Annotated in this window: 18 protein-coding genes; all 18 read right to left on the reverse strand. The window is 71.3% G+C overall.

Annotation, left to right across the window (positions count from 1 at the left end; all coding sequences use genetic code 11):
• Positions 1 to 91 precede the first annotated feature (91 nt).
• The gene (locus E0L17_RS00785) at positions 92 to 1,117 is read right to left on the reverse strand and encodes an alpha-hydroxy-acid oxidizing protein (RefSeq protein WP_167929387.1); all 1,026 of its coding nucleotides are present in this window, start codon (positions 1,115 to 1,117) and stop codon (positions 92 to 94) included.
• Positions 1,118 to 1,195: 78 nt separating this feature from the next.
• Positions 1,196 to 2,911: a proline--tRNA ligase gene (locus E0L17_RS00790; RefSeq protein ID WP_502706244.1), complete on the reverse strand. Its 1,716-nt coding sequence runs from the start codon at positions 2,909 to 2,911 to the stop codon at positions 1,196 to 1,198.
• A gap of 338 nt (positions 2,912 to 3,249) precedes the next feature.
• Positions 3,250 to 4,326, reverse strand: a complete 1,077-nt coding sequence (ispG, locus tag E0L17_RS00795; RefSeq protein ID WP_167929388.1) for a flavodoxin-dependent (E)-4-hydroxy-3-methylbut-2-enyl-diphosphate synthase — start codon at positions 4,324 to 4,326, stop codon at positions 3,250 to 3,252.
• Positions 4,327 to 4,336: 10 nt separating this feature from the next.
• The gene (locus E0L17_RS00800) at positions 4,337 to 5,713 is read right to left on the reverse strand and encodes a site-2 protease family protein (protein ID WP_353652925.1); all 1,377 of its coding nucleotides are present in this window, start codon (positions 5,711 to 5,713) and stop codon (positions 4,337 to 4,339) included.
• 5 nt (positions 5,714 to 5,718) lie between these two features.
• Positions 5,719 to 6,918: a 1-deoxy-D-xylulose-5-phosphate reductoisomerase gene (dxr, locus tag E0L17_RS00805; protein WP_167929390.1), complete on the reverse strand. Its 1,200-nt coding sequence runs from the start codon at positions 6,916 to 6,918 to the stop codon at positions 5,719 to 5,721.
• Positions 6,915 to 7,859, reverse strand: a complete 945-nt coding sequence (locus tag E0L17_RS00810; protein WP_167929391.1) for a phosphatidate cytidylyltransferase — start codon at positions 7,857 to 7,859, stop codon at positions 6,915 to 6,917. Before E0L17_RS00810 ends, dxr begins: the two co-directional genes overlap by 4 nt.
• Complete coding sequence (gene uppS, locus E0L17_RS00815; protein ID WP_167929392.1) at positions 7,856 to 8,641, reverse strand: undecaprenyl pyrophosphate synthase; 786 nt, start codon at positions 8,639 to 8,641, stop codon at positions 7,856 to 7,858. The genes E0L17_RS00810 and uppS overlap by 4 nt, the downstream gene beginning before the upstream one ends.
• Positions 8,642 to 9,187: a ribosome recycling factor gene (gene frr / locus E0L17_RS00820; RefSeq protein WP_075280188.1), complete on the reverse strand. Its 546-nt coding sequence runs from the start codon at positions 9,185 to 9,187 to the stop codon at positions 8,642 to 8,644. It lies immediately after the preceding gene.
• Between the two features lie 2 nt (positions 9,188 to 9,189).
• Positions 9,190 to 9,912: a UMP kinase gene (pyrH, locus tag E0L17_RS00825; RefSeq protein WP_167929393.1), complete on the reverse strand. Its 723-nt coding sequence runs from the start codon at positions 9,910 to 9,912 to the stop codon at positions 9,190 to 9,192.
• 171 nt (positions 9,913 to 10,083) lie between these two features.
• On the reverse strand, positions 10,084 to 10,959 hold the full coding sequence (gene tsf / locus E0L17_RS00830) for a translation elongation factor Ts (protein WP_167929394.1): 876 nt from the start codon (positions 10,957 to 10,959) through the stop codon (positions 10,084 to 10,086).
• 30 nt (positions 10,960 to 10,989) lie between these two features.
• The gene (gene rpsB, locus E0L17_RS00835) at positions 10,990 to 11,751 is read right to left on the reverse strand and encodes a 30S ribosomal protein S2 (RefSeq protein ID WP_167929460.1); all 762 of its coding nucleotides are present in this window, start codon (positions 11,749 to 11,751) and stop codon (positions 10,990 to 10,992) included.
• 221 nt (positions 11,752 to 11,972) lie between these two features.
• The gene (locus tag E0L17_RS00840; protein WP_167929395.1) at positions 11,973 to 12,878 is read right to left on the reverse strand and encodes a tyrosine recombinase; all 906 of its coding nucleotides are present in this window, start codon (positions 12,876 to 12,878) and stop codon (positions 11,973 to 11,975) included.
• Entirely contained in the window at positions 12,875 to 14,206 is a 1,332-nt protein-coding gene (gene trmFO, locus E0L17_RS00845; protein ID WP_167929396.1) for a methylenetetrahydrofolate--tRNA-(uracil(54)-C(5))-methyltransferase (FADH(2)-oxidizing) TrmFO, read from the reverse strand. Before trmFO ends, E0L17_RS00840 begins: the two co-directional genes overlap by 4 nt.
• Positions 14,207 to 14,223: 17 nt before the next feature.
• Complete coding sequence (locus E0L17_RS00850; protein ID WP_167929397.1) at positions 14,224 to 15,138, reverse strand: DNA-processing protein DprA; 915 nt, start codon at positions 15,136 to 15,138, stop codon at positions 14,224 to 14,226.
• A 10-nt stretch (positions 15,139 to 15,148) separates the two neighbouring features.
• Positions 15,149 to 16,639 (reverse strand): YifB family Mg chelatase-like AAA ATPase, encoded by a 1,491-nt coding sequence (locus E0L17_RS00855; protein ID WP_167929398.1) that lies wholly within the window; start codon positions 16,637 to 16,639, stop codon positions 15,149 to 15,151.
• Positions 16,639 to 17,166: a YraN family protein gene (locus E0L17_RS00860; protein WP_286163185.1), complete on the reverse strand. Its 528-nt coding sequence runs from the start codon at positions 17,164 to 17,166 to the stop codon at positions 16,639 to 16,641. The genes E0L17_RS00855 and E0L17_RS00860 overlap by 1 nt, the downstream gene beginning before the upstream one ends.
• Before the next feature lie 156 nt (positions 17,167 to 17,322).
• Complete coding sequence (gene rnhB, locus E0L17_RS00865) at positions 17,323 to 18,111, reverse strand: ribonuclease HII (protein WP_167929399.1); 789 nt, start codon at positions 18,109 to 18,111, stop codon at positions 17,323 to 17,325.
• Between the two features lie 67 nt (positions 18,112 to 18,178).
• On the reverse strand, positions 18,179 to 18,523 hold the full coding sequence (gene rplS, locus E0L17_RS00870; RefSeq protein WP_075280197.1) for a 50S ribosomal protein L19: 345 nt from the start codon (positions 18,521 to 18,523) through the stop codon (positions 18,179 to 18,181).
• Positions 18,524 to 18,536 lie beyond the last annotated feature (13 nt).

The following is an 18,536-nucleotide window of genomic DNA, read 5'->3' on the forward strand; positions in this document are numbered from 1 at the left end:
GGCTACCGCCGTAGCCCCGGCCGGCACTCATGAGTGCCGGCCCGAGGAGTTCGCGGCCGGCGCGAGCAAAACTCGGGACAAGAGGGACGGGCTACTCCCAGAGCATGTCGCGCGTGATGTCGCCCACCGTGGCAGCGCCGCACATCTCCATGGCGTCCACGAGCCCGGAGCGGAGCTCGCGGAGGTACGCGCGAACGCCGTCCTCTCCCCCGCCGAAGGCGGCAACGACGAAGGGCCTGCACACGAGGCAGGCGCGTGCGCCGAGGGCGAGCGCGCGGAAGACGTCGAGCCCGCTGCGGACGCCGCCGTCGACGAGCACCTCGACGCGATCTCCCACCGCGTCGACTACCCTGGGGAGGACCGCGGCGGTGGCCGGGGTCCCGTCGAGCACGCGCCCCCCGTGGTTGGAGACCACGATGGCGTCGACGCCCGCGTCCGCGGCCCTCAGGGCCGCCGCCGGCGTCATGACGCCCTTGAGCACGAAGGGCACGCCCGCCTCGTGGCATCTCGCGGCGACCTCCGCGATCTGCGCGGCCGACTTCGCGCCGGCGGGAGGCACCTGGCCGCGCAGGAACGGAAGCCCCGCGGCGTCGATGTCCATCGCGACCGCCGCGGGGCGCGACGCGAGGGCCTCGTCGAGCTTCTCGGCGAGCGTGGCCTCGTCCCAGGGCTTGACCGTGGGGACGCCCGCCCCGCCAAGCTCGCCCACGAGGTCGCAGGCCTCCCGCATGATCGTGGCGTCCAGGCCGTCGCCCGTCCAGGCGAGCGTCCCCTCCCCCGCCGCGGCGGTGAGGACGCAGCGGTTGTACGAGACCGTGTCGTACCGGTCGCCGTAGTGGCGCTGGACGTCGCCGACGGGACCCACCATCACCGGCAGCGAGAGCTCGCGCCCCAGCACCGTCGCGCGCGCGTCGGCCGAGAAGGGCCCGTGTAGGGTGTCCATGTTGACGCACAGGCCCTGCCAGGCGCGCCAGTTCTTCTCGGCGACGCGGCCCGTGCCCTTGTCGCCGGGCCCGGGCATCACACCGGCGCACGCGCGGCCGTCGCAGACGGGGCACGCCCTGCAGAAGGGTCCGATGTTTCCGCGCGCCGAGGCGGCGAGCTCTGCGTAGCTCATGGGGCTCCTCTCGATAGAAGGGTGCCCCGGCAGGATGGGCCGGGGCACGCGTGCAAAAGTGCCTGTCCCCTTTGCACGCTAGGCGCGGGCGGGGACGACGCGCTCGGCGAGCCAGGAGACGAGCTCTCCCATCGGCACGTCGAAGCGCTCGCCGGTCTCGCGGACCTTGACCTCGGCCATACCGTTCGCAACGCCGCGCTTGCCCAGGATCACCTGGTACGGGATGCCGATGAGGTCGGCGTCGGCGAACTTGACGCCGGGACGCTCCTTGCGGTCGTCGAGAAGGACCTCGAGGTCGGCGGCGCAGAGCTCGTCCACGACCTTCTCGGCAACCGGCGTGACCACGTCGTCGTTCACGGCGAGCGGAACGACCTCCACCTCGTAGGGCGCCACGCAGACGGGCCACGAGATGCCGTGCTCGTCGTTGTGCTGCTCCACGACGGCGGCCAGCGTGCGGGAGACGCCTATGCCGTAGCAGCCCATGAGGAAGGGGCGCTCGACGCCGTCCTCGTCGGCGAAGGTGGCGCCCATGGACTCGGAGTACTTGGTGCCGAGCTGGAAGACCTGGGAGATCTCGATGCCGCGGGCGCTCTTGAGCGCGGCGCCGCAGTGCGGGCAGGGGTCGCCCTCCTTCACGCTCACGAGGTCGGCCCACTCGTCGACCTCAAAGTCGCGGCCGGGCCTGGCGCCCGTGAAGTGGTAGTCAACCTCGTTGGCGCCGCAGGCCCAGCTCTGGCTCTCGCGCAGGGACTCGTCACAGACCAGACGGATCCCCTCGGGTAGGCCCACGGGCCCGATGAAGCCCTTGTGCAGGCCCGCCAGCTCGAGCTCCTCGTCGCTCATGAGGTGATAGGCGCCGAAGAGCTTGCCCGCCTTGATCTCGTTGAGCTCGTGGTCGCCCGGGACGATGGCCACGACGTTCGTGCCGTCCTCGGCCACGAGCGCGAGCGACTTGCGGGTGCCGTTCTCCGGGAAGCCGAAGAACCTCGCCACGGCCTCGATGGTGCCGAGGCCGGGGGTGTGGACCTTCTCGAGCGTGCCGTCCCCGGGGCCCTCGGTCACGGGCACCTTGGTGGCGGCGGCCTCGACGTCAGCGGCGAAGCCGCAGTCGCAGTAGACGAGCTCGGCCTCGCCGGAGTCGGCGAGCGCCATGAACTCCACGGAGGTGTCGCCGCCGATCTGGCCGGAGTCGGCCACGACGGGGAGGGCATAGATGCCGCAGCGCTCGGCGATGCGCGCGTAGGCGGCCTTCTCCTGCTCGTAGCACTCCTGCAGCGACTCCTGCGTGGCGGAGAAGCTGTAGGCGTCCTTCATGATGAACTCGCGGCCGCGCATGAGGCCGAAGCGCGGGCGCATCTCGTCGCGGAACTTGTCCTGGATCTGGTAGAGCGTGCAGGGCAGCTGCTTATAGGAGCGCAGCTCGTTCTTCACGAGGTCCGTGAAGGTCTCCTCGTGCGTGGGGCCCAGGGCAAACTCGCGGCCGTGACGGTCGGCGATGCGCATGAGCTCGGGGCCGTAGGCGTCCCAGCGGCCGGACTCGTGCCAGAGCTCGGCGGGCGTGAGGATCGGCACCATCATCTCCTGGGCGCCGATGCCCTCCATCTCGTCGCGGATGACGGCCTCGATCTTGCGGATCGAGCGCCAGGCGAGCGGCAGGTAGCTGTAGAGGCCGGCGGCGGTCTTGCGGATCATGCCGGCGCGCAGCAGCAGCCGATGGCTCGCGAGCTCGGCCTCGGCCGGGTCCTCCTTGAGCGTGGGGGCGTAGAGCGCCGACATCTTCTGATAACGCTTCACGTGCGGTTCCCTTCTGTGGGTCGTTGCAACGCCCCTGATTCTACGACATACGGGCGAGAAGAACGGGCGGGGTCGTAACTCAACCTCCGCCTCCTTGGCGGGGCTGACCTCCGGCGCTCAGACAGCTTCGGCGCAAAGGGCGCGCCTGCAGAACTCGCGGCGGAGGTCAGCCCAGCCGGGGAGGCGGACAGCTCGTCACAACGTATCGGTAGCAGATTGTAGTTGAGCAGGCACCGCGCCGGCCCGGGCAACCTCCGCCGCGAGTTCTTGCCGAGCGCTCTTCTCGGCAAGCTGTCTGAGCGCCGGAGGTTGCCCGGGCCGGCGCGGAGCCGGACGCTCTACGTGAAGCGATGCTCGATCTCGGCGAAGAGCTCGTCGACGGCGTCGGCCTCGTCGACGGTGCGGATCTTCTCGCCGGACGCGAAGAGCACGGCCCTGCCGCGCCCGCCGGCAAGGCCGATGTCGGCGCCCCTGGCCTCGCCGGGCCCGTTCACCACGCAGCCCATGACGGCGACGGTGATGGGGGCGCGCACGCCCGCGAGGCGCCGCTCCACCTCGGCGGCCACGCCCATGAGGTCCCACTGGCAGCGGCCGCACGTGGGGCAGCTCACGAGCTCGGGGCGCAGGCGGCGCAGCCCCACGGCCGAGAGCAGGTCCCAGGCCACGTCGACCTCCTCGACGGGGTCGGCGGTGAGCGAGAGGCGCATCGTGTCGCCGATGCCCTCCATGAGCAGCGCGCCGATCGCGGCGGCGTTCTTGACGGTCCCCTGGCGGGCGGTGCCCGCCTCGGTGACGCCGATGTGGAGCGGAACGTCCGGCAGCTCGCGCGAGAGGGCGCGGTTGACCTCGACGGTCGTCGGCACGCCGTGCGCCTTGGCGGACAGGACGATGTCAGAGAAGCCGCGTGCGCGGAAGTGCTCGACGAACGAGGTCGCCGACCCCACGAGCTTCTCGACGTGCGTGAGGTCCTCGCGCTCGGCGAAGGCCGGGTCGAGCGAGCCGGCGTTCACGCCGATGCGGATGGGGATGCCGCCCGCGCCCGCCTCGTCGATGACGGCGTCGACGCGCGCCCAGCTGCCGATGTTGCCGGGATTCACGCGCAGGGCCGCCGCCCCGCGACGGCACGCCTCGATGGCGAGCGCGTGGTCGAAGTGGATGTCGGCGACGACGGGAAGAGGCGAGGCGGCACAGATCTCGGAGAGGCCGTCGAGCGCCGACGACGAGGGCACCGCCACGCGTATGATCTCGCAGCCGGCCTCGGCGAGCCGCGCGATCTGCGCGAGCGTGGCGGCCGCGTCGGCCGTGTCGGTCGTGCACATGGACTGCACGGACACGGGCGCGCCGCCTCCCACCTGCACGTCCCCCACCATGACGGGGCGCGTGAGCTCGCGCGCCGGACGGTTCTTCTCGCTCATAGTGCCGCACCTACCCAATCACAAAGCGGACGATGTCGTTTCTCAGCACGACGACGAAGACGAAGACGATGAACGCGAGCCCGAGGTAGCTGAGGGCGCTCTGGGCGCGCAGGGAGAGCGGCCGGCGGATGACGAGCTGGATGACCTCGATGAGGATCTTGCCGCCGTCGAAGGGCGGGATGGGCAGGAGGTTCATGAAGCCGAGCGACATGGAGACCGCCGCGGCGACGAGCGCGAGCTCGTAGGCGCCCGACGAGGCCGCCTCGGAGGTCATGACGGCGATGCCCACGACCGAGGAGGACTGGTCAAGCACCTCCATCGTGTGCTGGGGCTGGATGAGCTGCGCGACGTAGCTCGCGACCTGGCCCGTGTAGGCGAGCGTGGCCTGGGCGGCCTCGGGCAGGCTCGGGTGATAGGTCGCCACGCTCGACGTTACACCCAGAAGCTCGCAGGCCTGGCCGTCGGGGAGGTCGACGAGGGCCGTCGCCTCGGCGCCGTCGCGGACGTAGGTGAGCTCGAAGTCCTCGCCCGCGTCGAGATAGGGGCGCATGGCGGAGGAGAGCTCCTCCCAGGTGCCGACGGGCATGCCGGCCACGGCGATGACCTCGTCGCCGGCCTCGAGGCCGGCCTCCTCCGCGTAGGAGCCCGCCTCGACCGCGCCGATGACGCTCGCGTCCGAGTAGTAGTCGACGCCGCGCGCCATGAGCGCGCAGGTCACGATCACGAAGGCGAGAAGGACGTTCACGAGCGGCCCGGCGACGAGCATCGCGCAGCGCCTGAGGAAGCCGACGCCCTGGTAGGTGTGAGAGCGCTCGAGGGCGAGGAGGTCGTCGGGGGCGAGGCCGGTCGGGTGGGGGCTGCCCGCCTCGGTGGAGCCGGGGAGCGTGAAGTCGTGCCCGCGGTCGTACTCGGTGAGGTGGTTCGCGTCGCGCGCGAGCGTCTCGAAGGCGGCGGGATAGTCGCGCTGGCCCGGCGTCTCGCCGAGCTCGGGGTCATAGTAGGGGCGGATCGAGGCCCAGTCGGCGAGGGTGGCCAGAAGCTCGTAGGCCCTGCCCTCGTCGACGTCGAGCTCGCGGGCAACGTCGGCGGCGCGCACGCGGCCCCGCTCCATGACGATCTGGAGCGCGGGGGCGAGCAGGTCGTCGTCCGCCCCCTCCATGCCGCAGATGCGCGTGTAGCCGCCGAGAAGGACCGGCGTGACGCCGAACTCGGTGCCCACCGAGCGGCTCTTGCGCGAGAGCCTCCAGCGGCACGGCAGGCCGAGGAAGAACTCCGTCGCCCTCACGCGCAGCGCGCGGGCGACGAGGTAGTGGCCGCCCTCGTGGACGAAGACGAGAAGCGACAGGACGAGCACGCCCCAGAACACGGCTGAGGCGACGGAAAGCACGGCACTCAAAGGGCGACCTCCGAGAGAACGGCGAGGGCCAGCGCGCGGGCGCGCGCGTCGACCTCCTCGAGCTGACCTAGCGACTCTACCCGCTCGCGGTCGGTCGCGTCCATGACGGCGGAGACCGTCCTCTCGATGTCGAGGAACGAGCACAAACCTTGGCGGAACCTTTCGTTGGCCACCTCGTTGGCCGCGTTCATGGCGCACGGGAGGGTCCCCCCGGCGCGGCCCGCCGCGCGGGCGAGGGCGAGGCAGCCGAACGCGGCCTCGTCGGCCTCGCCGAACGTGAGCGGGTCGGCGGAGCACCAGTCGATGCGCTCGACGGAGGCCTCCCAGCGCTCGGGGTAGCTGAGCGCGTACTGGATCGGCGCGCGCATGTCGGAGCCGCCGAGCTGCGCCTTCACGACGCCGTCGACGAACTCCACCATGGAGTGGATCTTGCTCTCGCGGTGGACGAGCACGCGGATCGCGTCGATGGGCTGCTGGAAGAGGTGATGCGCCTCGATGACCTCGAGCCCCTTGTTCATGAGGGTCGCCGAGTCGATCGTGATCTTCTCGCCCATCGTCCAGGTGGGGTGCGCAAGGGCGTCGGCAGCGGAGACGGAGGCGAGCCCCTCGCGCGACCGCCCGTAGAACGGCCCGCCCGAGCAGGTGAGCCAGATGCGGGAGACGTCCTCCGGGCGCTCCCCCACCAGGCACTGGAATATGGCGCTGTGCTCGGAGTCGACGGGAAGCAGGCGCCCCGGCCGGGCGAGCGGCATCATGAGGTCGCCGCCGCAGACGATGGACTCCTTGTTGGCGTAGGCGAGCGCCTTGCCCTCCCTGAGGGCGGCGAAGCCCGCGTGGATGCCGGAGAAGCCGACGAGCGCGTTCACGACCATGTCCACGTCGGGCAGCGTCGCGAGCTCGGTCACCGCGCCCGCGCCGAAGGCGGCCTCGCAGCCGGCCGGGAGCTCGGCGAGGGCGGGGTCCGAGGAGCGCTCGGGGTCCGCGACGGCGATGCGCGCGCAGCCGAACTCGCGCGCGGCGGCCACGGCGGCGGCCACCGACGTGTTGACGGAGACGGCCACGACGCGCAGCCTGTCGGCGTGGCGGCGGCAGACGTCGAGCGTCTGGGTGCCGATGGAGCCGGAGCAGCCGAGGACCGCGACCCTCAGGGGCCGCGGTCGCGCCGCGCGCGGCGCGGTGTCCTCGAAGATGGTCACAGGATGCCTCCAAAGAGCAGAAGGAAGAACGCCGCCATGCTGCCGAAGAGCATGGAGTCGGACCGGTCGAGCAGGCCGCCGTGCCCGGGCAGGACGTTGCCGGAGTCCTTGACCCCGACGCCGCGCTTCAGGCGCGACTCGAAGAGGTCCCCGATGACGCCCGCGACGCCCACGACGAGCCCGCACAGGACGGCCATGGAGATGCTCATGTCGCCGACGACGAAGACGGCGAGCACCACCCAGACGATGACGGAGCCGACGATGCCGCCGAAGAAGCCCTCGACGCTCTTGCTCGGCGAGATGCGCGGCGCGAGCTTGTGGCGGCCGAGCGCGGACCCGACGAAGTAGGCGAAGGCGTCGTTGGCCCAGATGGAGAGCATGACGGCGAGGGTGACGAGCGCGCCCGTCAGGCCGGGGTCGAACTTGCGGATCAGGACCACGCTCGAGAACGCGAGCGACGTGTAGAGGGGGCCGAAGGCGGTCACGGCGACGTCGGCGACGCTCGCCCGCGGCGTGAACACGTACCAGCACGCGCAGGCCATCAGCATGACGAAGATGACGAGCGCGCAGGCGAGAAGGCCCGAGACGAGGGCCGCGGGCGGGAACAGGACGGCAGCCGCGAGGCCGATGACCTCGTTGGGCATCCTGCCCCCCATGCGGCAGATGCGGAAGAACTCCGAGCAGCACAGCCACGCCTGCGCGACGACGAGCGCCGTGGTGGTGACCGGCCCGCAGAACAGGCACGCGAGGGTGACGACGGCGTAGATCGCCCCCGAGGTCGAGCGCGTGAGGAGGCGCTCTGCCGAGCTGCGCGCCTTCTGCCCCGTGAGGTCGCCGGCGGCGCGGCGCTCCTCCTTGGAGGCGCGCCGGCCCTCGAGAAACGCTATCTGTCGGTCGAGCCCTGACGCGCGCTCGTCGTCGGTGCGGCGGCTCTCGCTCATGACGTCACGACCCCGCCGAAGCGCCGCGAGCGCGACTGGTACGAGACGACGGCCCGCAGGAAGTCCCAGCGGGAGAAGTCCGGCCAGAAGGTCGGCGTGACGTAGAACTCTGTGTAGGCGAGCTGCCAGAGCAGGTAGTTGGAGAGCCTGAGCTCGCCTGAGGTCCTGATGAGGAGGTCGGGGTCGGGGAGCCCCGCCGTGTAGAGACGGCTCGCCAGCGCGTCCTCGTCGACGTCGCTCGGGTCGAGGGAGCCGGCGGCGACCTCCTGCGCGATCTGGCGCGCCGCGCGCGCGATCTCCGCGCGGGAGCCGTAGTTGACCGCGAGGGCGAAGGTCATGCCGGTGTGGTCGGCCGTCTCGTCGAGGCCGCGCTGGAACACCTGCCGGGTCTTCTCCGGAAGCGCGTCGAGGTCGCCGAGGAACCTGAGGCGCACGTTCTCCTGGTGGAAGAGCGGGAGCTCGTTCACGAGCGTCGTGGCGAAGAGGTGCATGAGGAGGTCGACCTCGCGCTGGGGCCGCCTCCAGTTCTCCGTGGAGAAGGCGTAGACGGAGAGCGCGTCCAGACCGAGCCTCACGCTCGTGGTCACCGCCTCGCGCAGGGCGTCGACGCCCGCCACGTGGCCGCGCGAGCGATCGAGCCCGCGGGCCTGCGCCCAGCGGCCGTTGCCGTCCATGATGATCGAGACGTGGCTCGGGACGCGATCGAGGTCGACGTCCGCAAGGCAGATGTCGGCGGGGGCGGCGGCGTAGTACTCCCTCAGCTTGGCTTCGTCGCGCTGCATCTAGATTTCCATGACCTCGGCGGTCTTGGCCTTCAGCAGCTCGTCGACCTTGGCGACGTAGGAGTCCGTGAGCTTCTGGACGGCCTTCTTCTCGCGGGACTGCTGGTCCTCGGGAAGCTCCTCGTCGCGCTCGATCTTGCCGTTGACGTCCCTGCGGACGTTGCGGATGGCGACGCGGCTCTCCTCGGCGAGCTGGCTGCACTCCTTGGCGAGCTCGCGACGGCGCTCCTCGGTCGGGCGCGGGAAGGGCAGGCGGATGCAGACGCCGTCGTTGGACGGCGTGATGCCGAGGTCGGAGCCCTCGATGGCCTTCTCGATGGAGCGAAGCGCGCTCTTGTCCCACGGCTCGACGACGAGCATGGAGGCCTCGGGGACCTTCACGGCCGCGAGCTGGGTGATCGGGGTGGGCTGGCCGTAGTAGTCGACCATGATGGGCGCGAGGATCTGGGCGTTCGCGCGCCCCGTGCGGACGCGGGCGAAGTTGGCCTTGAGGGTGTCGAGGCACTTGCCCATGTTCTTCTCGGCGCGGTCGGTGTACTGACTCATGACTAGTCCTCCTCGACGACGGTCGTTCCAACGCTCTCCCCGCTCACGGCGCTCATGAAGACGCCCGGGGACTTGATGTCGAACACCATGATGGGCATGTGGTTGTCGTGGCACAGCGCGGTGGCCGTGGCATCCATGACCTTGAGGTCGCGGTTGAGGACCTCGCGATACGTGACGGTGTCATAGCGGCGCGCGTCCGGGTTGGTGCGCGGGTCGGCGTCGTAGATGCCGTCCACGTTGGTGGCCTTCATGAGGACCTCGGCGCCCACCTCGCAGGCGCGCAGCGCGGCGGCGGTGTCGGTCGTGAAGTAGGGGTTGCCGGTCCCCGCGGCGTAGATGGTGATGCGCCCCTTCTCGAGGTGGCGGATCGCGCGGCGCCTGATGTAGGGCTCGGCGATCTGGCGCATCTCGATGGCGCTCATGACGCGGCAGTCCATGCCGTTGCGCTCGAAGCAGTCCTGGAGGGCGAGGGAGTTGATGACGGTGGCGAGCATGCCCATGTTGTCGCCCTGGGCGCGGTCCATGCCCGCGGCGGCGCCGGTGAGCCCGCGGAAGATGTTGCCGCCGCCCACGACGATGGCGACCTGCACGCCGGCCTCCCAGACGGGCTTGATCTCCTCGGCGAGGCGCTGCGGGACCGCGGCGTCGATGCCGAAGGACTGCTCCCCCATCAGGGCCTCGCCGGATAGCTTGAGCAGGACGCGGTGATACTTGATGTCTGACAAGCCAACCTCCACTCAGTCGTGCCGCGCGGGGGCGCGACGCCTTGTTCGAGACGAGATTCTACCAGAGACGCGCGGGGCGGTTCCGGATGCTCGGCGGACCGCCCCCGTATGCACACGAACGGGGCCGGCGAGAAGAACTCGCCGGCCCCGTCTGGCGTGAGAGGAAGCTCGCTACTCGGCGTCGCCGAAGGTGTAGCGGATGAAGCTCATGACCTCGACCTCGTCACCGAGGGACTTGCCGACGTTCTTGGCGAGCTGGCCGATGGTGACGGAGCCGTCCTTGACGAACTCCTGCTCGGTGAGGACGCTCTCCTTGAAGTACTTCTCGAGACGGCCCTGGGCCATCTTCTCCTGGATGGCCTCCGGCTTGCCGGACTCGGCGGCCTGGGCCTTGTAGATGGAGAGCTCGTGCTCGATCACGTCGGCGGGCACGTCGTCGCGGCGGGCGGCGACGGGCGCGGCGGCGGCGACCTGCATGGCGACGTCGTGCGCGAAGGTCTTGAACTCGTCGGCCTCGGCGGTCTCGGGCTTGCCGAGCTTGAAGGTCACGATGTCGGCGAGCTTGCCGCCGAGGTGGACGTAGCTGCCGAGGGCGCCGTCAGCGGCGGTGACGCGCTGGAAGCGGGCGATCTTCATGTTCTCGCCGATGACGTGGATCATCTCGGTGAGCTCGGCCTCGACGGTGGACTCGCCCATCGCGCACGCCTTGAGGGCCTCGACGTCGGCCGGGTCGTTCTCGGCGACGACCTTGGCGAGGTCGAGGGCGAAGCCGCAGAACTTGGGGTTGGTGCCCACGAAGTCGGTCTCGCAGGTGAGCTCGAGGATGGCGCCGAGCTTCTGGTCCTCGGAGACGTAGGTGGCGATGGTGCCCTCGTTGGTGTCGCGGCCGGCGCGCTTGACGGCCTTGGCGATACCCATGGTGCGGAGGATGTCAACGGCCTTGTCGATGTCGCCATCGGCCTCGACGAGGGCCTTCTTGCACTCCATCATCGGGGAGTCGGTCATCTCGCGGAGCTGCTTGACGAGGGCGGCGGTAACCTGTGCCATGGTGTTTCTCCTCTTCGTTCGTGAAGGTCGTTACTCAGCGGCGGGAGCCTCGGCGGCAGGGGCCTCCTCGGCTGCCGGGGCGGCCATCTCCTCGGCCGTGATCTGCTCCTTGCCGGAGCCGGCGAGGACGGCGTCGGCGGCGAGCTCGCACATGAGGGAGACGGAGCGGATGGCGTCGTCGTTGGCGGGGATGCCGTAGTCGACGACGTCGGGGTCGGAGTTGGTGTCGAGCAGGCTCACGACGGGGATGTGGAGGCGGTTGGCCTCGCGGATCGCGATCTCCTCGCGCTTGGAGTCGACGACGAAGATGGCCTGCGGGAGGGCGAGCATGGTGCGGGCGCCGCCGAGGTTGGCCTGGAGCTTGCCGAGCTCCTTGGTCAGCACGGCCTGCTCCTTCTTGGGCAGGAGGCTCATGCGGCCGTCCTCGACCATGGCCTCGAGCTCCTCCATGCGCTGGATGCGGGAGCGGATGGTCACGAAGTTGGTGAGCATGCCGCCGAGCCAGCGCTGGTTGATGTAGGGCATGCCACAGCGCTCGGCCTGGGCGGCGATGGGCTCCTGGGCCTGCTTCTTGGTGCCCACGAAGAGCACGGTGCCGCCCTTGGAGGCGGTCTCCTTGAGGAAGGTGTAGGCCTTGTCGGCGCCGAGCATGGTCTGCTTGAGGTCGAGGATGTAGATGCCGTTGCGCTCGCCGAAGATGTAGGACTTCATCTTGGGGTTCCAGCGGCGGGTCTGGTGACCGTAGTGGCAGCCGGCGTCGAGCAGGGTCTGGATAGTGATCTTAGCCATGATAACCTCCTGTGGTTGGTCCTCCGCGCGATGTCATCCCCGAGTCGCCACCCGGGACCTGGCTTGAGCCCCGGGCACCACGGCGGGCGGGTAGTCGCGCGTGCGTGATGGTACCGCGCCTGGCGCGGCATGTCGTGCGGACGCACAACGGACAGAAAGTATAGCGGGACGTCACGCCTTTGTCGAGCGCGACAGATGAAAATGCGCAGGCTCTTCCTGCCTCGCTACGAGCGCGGATGCGCGGCGCGGGCCGCCTCCCGGAGGCGCTCCACGGACAGGTGCGTGTAGACCTGCGTCGTGGAGAGGCTCTCGTGGCCCAGGAGCTCCTGGACGCTCCTGAGGTCAGCGCCCCCCGAGAGGAGCTCGGTGGCAAAGGTGTGGCGCATCGCGTGCGGCGAGAGCGCGGGGTCGAGCCCGGCGAGCGCCACGTGGCGGCCGAAGCAGTCGCGCATGGCCCCCGCCGACAGGGGGTTCCCCCGGGTGGAGAGGAAGAGGGCGTCGGTCGGCCGGCGCGAGCGGGCGGCGAGCTCCGGGCGGCCCTCCCCCACCCAGCGCTCCACCCAGCGCACCGCCTCGTCGTAGAGCGGCACGATCCGCTCCTTCGAGCCCTTGCCGAACAGGCGCGCCTGGCGTCCCGCGAGGTCGACGTCCGCCACGGAGAGCCCGGCGGCCTCCGACACGCGGCAGCCGGTCGCATAGAGCGTCTCGAGGAGCGCGCGGTCGCGCAGGCCCTCGGTCGTGTCGACGTCGCAGGTCGCGAGAAGGGCGCGGACGTCCGCGTCGGACATCGTGCGGGGAAGGGGCCGGCCGGCCTTGGGGCTCGCGAGCGCCGCCGCTGCCGACGCGTCGCAGACTCCCTCGCGCGCGAGCCAGCGATAGAAGCCGCGCAGCGCCGAGAGCCGCCGGTTGATCGTCCGCGGCGAGTAGCGGGCGCGGGAGAGCTCGGCGAGGTACCCCCTCAGCTCGCGGTGCGTCACGCGCAGCGGGTCGACCCCCGCGCGGCGCGCCCACGACGCGAAGGAGGCGAGGTCGCACCCGTATGAGCGCACCGTGTTCGGGGAGAGGTTGCGGAAGCGGCCGAGGTGGTCGCAGAACCGCGCGACGAGCCCCTCGAGGTCGGGCTCGCTCACGCTCCCCCGCCCCCGAAGAGGTCGTGGCGCGACCGCACGTAGGCCGCGAGGTCGGATCGCGCCCGCTCGGCGAGCGCCGCGCGGCGCTCGGCCTTCCTGCGCGGCGCGTCCGCAAGCGGCGGGAAGAGGCCGAAGTTCACGTGCATGGGCTGGTAGTCGACTGTGGAGGGGCTCGTCGCGTACGCGACGAGCGACCCGAGGGCGGAGGTGGCGGGAAGGGACGCCGGCGCCGCGCCCGAGAGCCCCGCGTACGTGTTGAGCGCCGCGAGAAGGCCCGAGGCGATGGCCTCGACGTACCCCTCGGTCCCGGTTATCTGCCCCGCGAGCCGACACCGCGTGCCCGGGATCGCGAAGGTGGCGTCGAGCGCGCGGGGCGCGTCGACGAAGGAGTTTCGATGCATGACCCCATAGCGCAGGAACTCGGCCGATCCGAGGCCGGGGATCATCCGGAACACGCGCCGCTGCTCGGGCCACGTGAGGTTGGTCTGGAAGCCGACGAGGTTGTAGGCGGCGCGCGCCTCGTTCTCCGCCCTGAGCTGGACCGCCGCCCAGGGCCGCCTGCCCGTGCGCGGGTCGGTGAGGCCCACCGGCTTGAGCGCGCCGAAGCGCAGCGAGTCGTGCCCGGTCCGGGCGACCTCCTCGACGGGCTGGCAGGCGCAGAAGAGGTCGGCCTGCTCGAAGTCGCGCGCGATGACGCGCCCGGCGGAGAGCAGGGCCTCCATGAAGGCGTCGTACTCGTCGCGGTCGAGCGGGCAGTTGAGGTAGTCGCCCCCGCCCGACTCGCCATAGCGGGACTGCGAGAAGACGACGTCGCGGTCGATGGAGTCGGCGTCGACGATGGGCGCCGCCGCATCGAAGAAGCTCATGCGCTCGCCTCCGACCGCCTTCGCGACGGCGTCGAAGAGCGCGTCGGAGCACAGGGGGCCCGCCGCGACGACGGACGGCCCCTCCGGGATGGACGTCACCTCCTCGCGGACGACCTCGACGAGCGGATGGCCCGCCACGAGCCGCGTCACCTCCGACGAGAAGGCCTCGCGGTCGACGGCGAGCGCCCCTCCTGCCGCCACCGAGCACGAGCGGGCGACGCGCAGCAGCTCGCAGCCCATCTGGTCGAGCTCCCACTTGAGAAGCCCCGCGGCGGTCTCCGGCTTGGTCGACTTGAGCGAGTTGGAGCACACGAGCTCGGCGAGGCTCGAGGTGCGGTGCGCCGGGGAGGGCCGGGAGGGACGCTGCTCGCAGAGCCTGACGCGCACGCCTCGGCGCGCGAGCTGCAGCGCGCACTCGCTCCCGGCGAGTCCCCCTCCGACGACCGTCACGATCTCCGACATGCCCGGCTCCCCTCAGTTCACGAGAAACGTTTCGAGATACCATTCTGCCCCATCAGGTAGGCGCGCGTGGGCGAGTATCTCCCGTCGGGCAGCCGCTCCACGATTCCTCTCGCCTCGAGGTCCGTCAGCGTCCTCAGCAGCGTCAGGACGTCCTCGCCGAGGCGCGCCGCGAGCTCGTCCGGCCTCGAGGGGGAGGCGAGCAGGGCGGCCGCGACCGGCCCGCCCGGGCGCTCGGGCGCCGGGCCCGCCATGGGGGCGGAGCCGAAGTCGAGCGAGAGGGCGATCTCGAGCGACCGCTCGTCGGGGATAATCCTCGCCCCCTCGGCTGCCAGGCGGTTGGTCCCCGACGAGGCGGGAGAGAAGATCGAGCCGGGTATGGCATAGACCGCCCTGCCGAGCTCGACTGCGGCCTCGGCGGTCGACATCGTGCCCGACCGGAGCCCCGCCTCCGTCACGACGAGCACGTGGGAGAGCGCGGCGATGACGGCGTTTCTCTTCGGGAACGCCCATCTCCTCGGACCCGCGCCCCAGCGCTCGAGCGAGACCACCGCCCCGCCCGACGAGAGCGTCGCCTCGAAGACGTCCCGGGACGAGCTTGGGTAGACGACGTCCGCCCCGCAGCCCGACACGATGACGGAGCGGCCTCCTGCCGCGACGGCCGCGAGGCCCGCGGCGCGGTCGCACCCCATGGCCCCTCCCGAGACGACGGTGACCCCGTTTCGAGCCGCGACGCGGGCCGCCATCTCCGCCACCGCGAGCCCGTAGGGCGTCGCGCGGCGGGCGCCGATGACGGCGAGGCAGGGCCCGGCGAGCGCGCCGGGGTCGCCGAGGCCGCGCAGCTCCTCGGGCGGTCGCTCGAGCTCGAGGAGCGAGCGCGGATACGCCTCGTCGCCCAGGGCGACCTCCCAGCACGTCTGAGCGCACCCCTCCATGGCAGCCCCCTCACTCCACGGACCGCGAGCGGAAGCCCACGGCCTCGACGATGTCGTCCGACGTCACGCGGTCGTGCCCCGCGAGGTCCGCGATCGTCCGCGCGACGCGGGCGACGCGGGCGATCGCGCGCCCGCCGAGCCTGAGCCGGTCGGCGAGGCCCTCGAAGGTCCTCTGCGCCCCCAGGTCGAGGAGCGCCGCCGCGACCGGCCCCGCCCGCCCGTCGTCCGCGCGGGCGCGCCGCGCGGCCCGCTCCCGGGCCTGCCCCACGAGAGAGGCCATCTCCTCCGAGCTCTGTCCGCGCTGCTCGCGTATCACCTTCCTCCCCGAGGGGCGCGCGACGTCCACGACCACGTCGATGCGGTCCATGAGGGGGCCGCCGATCCTGCCCTGGTAGGCCGCGACCCGCGCCGGCGTGCACGTGCACTCGGCGTCCGGGTCGCCAAGGTGCCCGCAGGGGCATGGGTTCGCCGCCGCGACGAGCTGGAAGTCGCAGGGGAAGGCGTACACCCCGTCGACGCGCACGATCCGCACCTCGCCGTCCTCGAGCGGCTGGCGCATCGCCTGGAGGGCCCCGCGGCCGAACTCCGGGAGCTCGTCCAGGAAGAGCACCCCCTTGTCCGCGAGGGACACCTCGCCGGGGCGCACCGGCCGGCCGCCCCCGACGAGCCCGCCGACGGAGATGGAGTGATGTGGCGCCCTGAACGGCCGCTCCCCGCGCGCGATCCTGTCTATGGGCTCCCCCGCGACCGAGTGGATGAGCAGCGCCTCGTCCGCCTCCTGCTCGTCGAGGGGCGGGAGGATCGTGGGGAGCCTCCTGGCGAGCATGGTCTTCCCGGCGCCCGGCGGGCCCACCATGAGGACGCCGTGGCGCCCCGCGGCCGCGATGGTCATCGCCCGCTTCGCGAGGTCCTGGTCGACGACGTCGGCGTAGTCGAGGTCCGGCCGCAGAGGGGCGGGGGCCGGGACGGCGCCCGAGGCGCCCACGGGCGGCAGCGCGGAGATGCCGCCCTTGAGCTGCCCCAGGGAGACGAGCCCGTGCGTCTCCCCGGACCAGCCCGGGGAGATCTCGGCTAACGCCGAGGTGACGAGCGACAGACCCCTTTCCTGCGCGAGCCGGGCGTACGCGACGCCGCCGCGCACCGGGCACACCGACCCGTCGAGACCGAGCTCCCCCACCATGAGGCACCCGACGGCGACGCGCCGGGGGAGCTGCCCCGTCGCGACGAGGATGGCCGTCGCGATGGGGAGGTCGAAGCCGGTCCCCGTCTTTCTCATCTCGCTCGGCGCGAGGTTGACGGTGACGCGCGCCCGGGGGAGCTCGAACCCGCACGAGCGGAGCGCGCAGCGGACCCGCGAGCGCGCCTCGAGCACCGCAGAGTCGGGCATGCCGACGATGTCGATGCCTGGTATGCCGCCCGACGTGCTCACCTCGACCGTGACGCCCAGCGCCTCGACGCCCCTGAGCTCGGCGGCATCGATGCCGGAAGACCCCCGCGCCATCAGTCGTCGACCTCGTACGCGCCCGAGAGGTGGCGCAGGCGAGCCGCGCCCTCGCCCACGACGTTCAGGGCGATGACGTCAAAGCGGACAGCGTCGGCCTCGGGGTGGTTGACGATGTAGGCGAGGGCGAGCATCTTGTAGCGTCGCCGCTTCCTGGAGTCGACGGCGAGCTCGGGCATCCCCTCCCCGCGCTCTCCGAGGGCGAGTCGGGTCTTGACCTCGACGAGCACGATCGTGTCGTCCTCGTCGTCCTCTCGGGCGACGATGTCGACCTCCCCGAACTCGCAGCGCCAGTTGCGGTCGAGGATGTACCACCCCTTGCGCTCGAGGTAGGCCGCGGCCATCTCCTCGCCCTTCATCCCAAGCTCGCGCGGCGTGAGGTCGCGCACCGTCCTCGGGCGCTCCTGGGCGCGCGCCTCGACCTCGCCGGCCGGTGCCTCAGGCGCCGCGGCGGGGTCCTGCTCGGGGTCGTACTCGAACGTGCGCTCCTGCTCCTCGTGCATGCTCTTCCTCCCATCGTCGGACATGGTCAGAAGAGCTTGCCAGAGGGCGCTTTCGCGTCGCGCTCACCGAGGTCCCCGGTCTCTGCCGCGAGCCTGACGGGTCAGACTCGGTCCCGGGGACCCTCCCCGCTCGGGACGCCCCCGTGCCGCCGGGACGAACGGTGGTTCAAAATGCGGGAATCAGAAGAGGCGCGGCGTCTCGAGAAAGTTTCCACAGAAGGAGACGCGGTGTATCGGCGTGAGGCCGCGCGCACGAATGGCGGCGACGTGCTCCGCCGAGCCGTAGCCCTTCGACTCGGCGAGGTGATAGCCCGGGTAGTCGTCCTCGTAGGAGACCATGAGGGCGTCCCTGGTAACCTTGGCGACGATCGAGGCCGCCGATATGCACGCGACGCGCGCGTCCCCCTTGACGACGCAGGTCTCCCTCGGGTGCACGTGCACCGGGTTGCCGTCGATGAGGACGCGGTCCGGCTCGACCCCGGCGTCGGCGATCGCAGAGGCCATGGCCTGCCTGAGCGAGACGGCCATGCCGACCGCGTCGATGGCCTCCGGCTCCACGTGGGCGATCCCGATGGCGAGCGCGACGTCGGCTATGCGGGCGGCAAGCGCCTCGCGCCGTGCCGGGGCGAGCTGCTTGGAGTCGTTGATGCCCCAGACGACAGGGTCGTCGGGAAGGGCGACGGCGGCGACGGTGAGCGGCCCCGCGAGCGCGCCGCGGCCCACCTCGTCGACGCCGAGGACGATGCCCTCTCCCCCGAGCTCGCGCATCAGGCGATAGGACGCCTCGACGCGCTCGCGCTCCGCCCCCTCGCGCTCGAGGCGCCTCCGCGCGACCTCGATCGCGTGCCTGACCTGGCGACGAGGGTCCTCGGCGTAGCGCTCGACGAGCCTGGACGCCTCGTCCGCGGGCGCGCTCGCGAGGGCGGCCGCGACCTCGCGAGCGGTTGCCGGTCGTGCAGTCGGGGGCATGATGCTCCAATCTCATGGAAAAAGCCGCCCCCGTGGGGGCGGCTCGAAGGTGGAACCTGAGGGTGAGCTAGTCGCGCTTCTCGCGAATGCGGGCGGCCTTGCCCACGCGGTCGCGCAGGTAGTAGAGCTTCGCGCGGCGGACGTCTCCGTGACGGACGACCTCGAGCTTGGCGATCTTGGGGCTGTGCAGCGGGAAGGTGCGCTCGACGCCCACAGAGAAGCTGATCTTGCGGACGGTGAAGGTCTCGCGCGCGCCGGCGCCGCTCATGCGGATGACGTCGCCCTCGAAGACCTGCTCGCGGGTGCGGTCGCCCTCGACGATGCGGTAGTGGACCTTGACGTGGTCGCCAACCTTGACCGCGGGGATGTCCTCGCGAATCTGCTGACGCTCGATGGCGCGAATGTAATCCATGATCTGTCCTTGT

This window comes from Olsenella sp. SW781, from assembly GCF_012027725.1.
In the GTDB taxonomy this organism is placed as follows: Bacteria; Actinomycetota; Coriobacteriia; order Coriobacteriales; family Atopobiaceae; genus Thermophilibacter.